We start from the raw sequence: 3,812 nt of genomic DNA on the forward strand, positions 1-3,812 counted from the left end.
TTGTGTTAGCCGTTGTTATTGCTGTGCGGTCGAGCAGCGCGCGTACCCGATCCGGATCGGCTTGGCCGCGGCGGCCGGCTCGGCCTCGACGGGCGGGCCCGGTTTCCATGGTCGCCCGGGGCCGCGGTCTTCGAGCACGAGGACGTCGAGTTCTTCCCGGAGGGCGGGCACTTGGATGAAGCGGGCGGTGTAGTACTTGGTGGCGTCTCCCGCCGCGGGTGCGGCATGGACTCCCGGCGAGGGCTTCGCACTTTGGACATTCGTTTCGTTCTACCGCGACTGCGGCTTGATCGGGTGTCAGTTCCACCCGATCATGGTGTCAGAACTGTTTCGCGAAACCCTTTGGGTTTTGACACGGGTTTTGCGAATGGCAACCTGCGGAAATGTGATCGCCTTCGGGGCTCTCGCAGAACTCTCGCATCTGTTCGTTTGTGAGAGCAGCACACACTTCGTCACACCTCGGCGCCTTCCCAGACAATCTACTTGTGCTGTCGGGGCATAGCCGGTCGCTGAACGTGGGGAGGGGGTGTATATGGTCGTGTCATCATGTATCGATGGAGCGTCTGCCTTTGGCGCTATTGTGGGCGAGGAGCATCTGTGCGGCCGGTATCGGATGAGGAATCTGTGTTCGCGTTTCGGATCTGGTGGCGCGCGTGGGACTCCGAGCAGTGGGTGCCGGGGGCGCGGTTGCTGGTGCACCTGGACGACGGCGGAGGCGAAGTGCCGGCGCAGCTGTCCTGGGCCACCGAGGACGGCGCGCAGTGCGCAGTCGGCTTCTCACCGGACATGGCCAGCTGCTACGGCAATCGGCGCACCGCCGAGGGTGACGTCGTGGAGGTCCGGGGCGAGCTCGACGACCCGCGGGACCACCCTAGGGATGGGTACCGTGATCGCGGGTACGAGTTCGACACGCGGGTCCAGGACACCGATGGGTGGCTTCCGGCGGGACGGCTGCGGGTGCTTGTGGAGGAAGGCAGCGAGGCACCCGCACGATGGGTGGCCTGGCAGGACCGGTCCGGCGACGCATATTCGGTGGTGTTGCGTGCGGCGAGTCCGTCCGGCAACGCAGAAGTGGGCAACCTGGTGAGTGTTGTGCGGGCCAGTGCCGAGCACCGCGGCGCGGGTGAGGTGGCCGCGAATCTCGTGGACGCGTCGAGCAGCAAATGGTTCGCGTTCCAAAACCGTGCGTCGCTGGAATTCCAGCTGACCGGACCGGTCCCGGTAGATCGGTACGTGCTGACCTCCGCGAACGATGCGCCTGATCGCGATCCGGCGGCATGGACGCTGCGAGGTTCGGCGGACGGGAGACGGTGGCGAACCCTCGATGCCCGCACGGGTCAGTCCTTCCCCGGCCGTCACAGGTCTCAGCTGTACCGGATCGCCGAGCCCGCAGCCTTCGCCCGTTACCGCCTTGAGGTCACCGGCAACAACGGCTCCCCACACCTGCAACTCGAATCCGTCCGGTTCCTCGCCGACATCGGCGGATTCGTCGGATATCGCCAACGCATGGGCCACGCTCCCGCCGCCTACCAGGGCATACGTGTCGTGCAGGCGTCACCTGACGTTCCGGCGCCACCGCCGCCCGAGGATGCCTCACCGCCCTCGGAATGGCAGGCCGGGTGTTCATGGCTTCCGCTCGGCGGCAGGCTCTCAATGGAGTCCTTGACCTCGCCGTCGGGCCGATTCACGGTTCTGGATGGGGTGTACAGTCCGCAGTTGGCGATCCGCGACAACCTCACACGCGAGTACGTGTGGGTTAGCGACGCACAGTCATCGAGACTACTGTCCCTGGGCCCTGATGGAGATTTCGTCGCCTGGGACCATCACGGCCAGCGGGTGTGGAGTACGGGTACCGCGTGGCAGGGCGTGCGGCGGCTGGACATGCGCGACACCGGCGAGCTGACCCTGACTGACGCTCACGGCGGAGTCGTGTGGAGCTCTGGAATCCCCGAGATCTCCGCTGGATCGGGCGAGTTGCGCACGGTGGCCCGGGGATCGACGATGCACCGGGGCGAAAGCCTCTACGGACAGTCGCTCACCAGTGATGACGGGTCGACCGTACTTTTCCACGACGGCCGAGTCCTCCGCTGCATCGTGAAGGGCCACACCTCGCACTGGGACAGGTACTACGACAGCCAGAACGTCCTTGAGCTCGACAAGGATGGCTTTCTGCGCACACTGGCCCTGGACGGCTCCGAAATGGAACGCATTGCCGGGCCGGGCACCGAACTGGTCGTCGCACGAGGCGCGGCAGAGTTGCGGGACGAGACGGGGGCCGCCGTCTGGGCATCCGCCAACAGCTCGACACGGATCGGCTCGGGGCCGGTGCGCGAGCCGACCATGCCACACAACGACGCGCTGGCCGCATGGTTCGCAGCATTGATGGGGCAGCGCCACGGATTCTGCGTTGCGGTGGTGAAAGAGAGCACGCCTGCCGAGGTTCTTGAACGCGTTGGTGTCACATCCGACTCGGCGATGCAAGGTACGTGGCGTGAACTCCAGCAGCATCAGGAGGCGGTGGGAGAGGGGAGCATCATCGCAGCGATCGCCATGGGGCCAGACGTCATCCTTCTCAGCGACGATGCCGCACTCCCGCTGGGAGAGTTGGCGCCCTTGACGTCGTGTGCGGCCGTGCACGCTCCGTCCGGCGGAAACGGTTACGGGACGCGGTTCAGTCTTCATCAACGCGGCCTGCTCGTGAGCGAGTTCACGGACCATCCCCGCCGTGAAAAGGGGGCCAAGGTACCCGAGGTAGCCGTCGCGCTGGACGAGAGCGTGCATCACTTGCACCGCTTCGAGCTGCTGTTCCGTGTGTCCGGGGTGGTGCCCAGCGCTGAGAAGCTCGGCGGCGTGCTGCTGGGCGGCGTGTTGGCTCCGCGGCCCACGTCCGTCGTGACGCCCGACACCGAGGACGACCTTCCGCCCTTGGTGATGGGGGAGCGCGACGAACTCAGCCCGCTGGTGATCCGCACCGACTTCACCGACGAGGACGCCTGGAACCGGGTCCTCGCGGAACTTCAGGAACCGTGGATGGAGAACGAGGCGGAGCCGTACCTCATCTCCGAACCGGCATACGACGGAGTGCCCGCCGAGCGGATCATCAAGGCTGTCCTCGTAGCCATGTCCTCACTCGGACTGCCCGGCGTGGTTTTCATCGCCGACGCCACCACGATGCGCGAGGAGAAGCACCCTCTGCTCGCAGTGTCCACCGAGTGGGACGGCGAACCCTTCGCGCAGGACGAGGACGCCTTCACAACGCAGTTCCGCATTCGGCCCAATGCGGCAATCGAGGTCAGCATCAACCTGGGCATTTCCAACATGGACTTCGAGGACTTCGCCGGCGACGGGGTGAGCGAGCGCATGGTGGACTGACAGGTCCCGCGACACACAGTGCGGAAACATAGCGGGCCGGGGCCGGTCATTCCACCCGGGCCGTCGGGCAACCAGGCAAGCCTCCGTCGCTTCGCGCGCCCCCGCCGATCACCGGTCGCACTGCTACTGGCCCCGCAGCAAAAGCCTTTGGTTTAGAAGTTGTAACCAGTTTCGGGTCGTTGCCGGAGGCCGGCCCGAAGCGGTGCTACCACTCGATCCAGTAGGCCGTGCGCGCCACGATGTCCAGCAGCGACCGCTCCGGCATCCGTTTCTTACGAGTTGGTGCGTGATAGCGGGTGAGGTGTGTTTTCCCTGCTCACGGCTGTTCTCAGGTGGTGGCGGTGCGGTCGGATACGAGGCTGGCGATGGCGCGGTAGGTGTCGGGGAGTCGGTCGCGGCGGTGGGTCCAGCGCGTCAGTTGCTTCCAGCGTTTAGACGCC

1 protein-coding gene and 1 pseudogene are annotated in these 3,812 nt (G+C 65.7%); one reads left to right on the plus strand and one right to left on the minus strand.

Translation table 11 applies throughout. The features are described 5' to 3' along the window. The first annotated feature begins 597 nt into the window (after nt 1-597). The gene (locus GA0115242_RS00585) at nt 598-3,372 is read left to right on the plus strand and encodes a DUF6924 domain-containing protein (protein ID WP_093823326.1); all 2,775 of its coding nucleotides are present in this window, start codon (nt 598-600) and stop codon (nt 3,370-3,372) included. Between the two features lie 328 nt (nt 3,373-3,700). On the opposite strand, the pseudogene GA0115242_RS42400 reads toward GA0115242_RS00585, so the two are convergent. Further along, nucleotides 3,701-3,812: pseudogene (locus GA0115242_RS42400) on the minus strand (transposase); the annotation flags it as partial.

Source organism: Streptomyces sp. SolWspMP-5a-2, from assembly GCF_900091845.1.
GTDB classification, from domain to species: domain Bacteria; phylum Actinomycetota; class Actinomycetes; order Streptomycetales; family Streptomycetaceae; genus Streptomyces; species Streptomyces doudnae.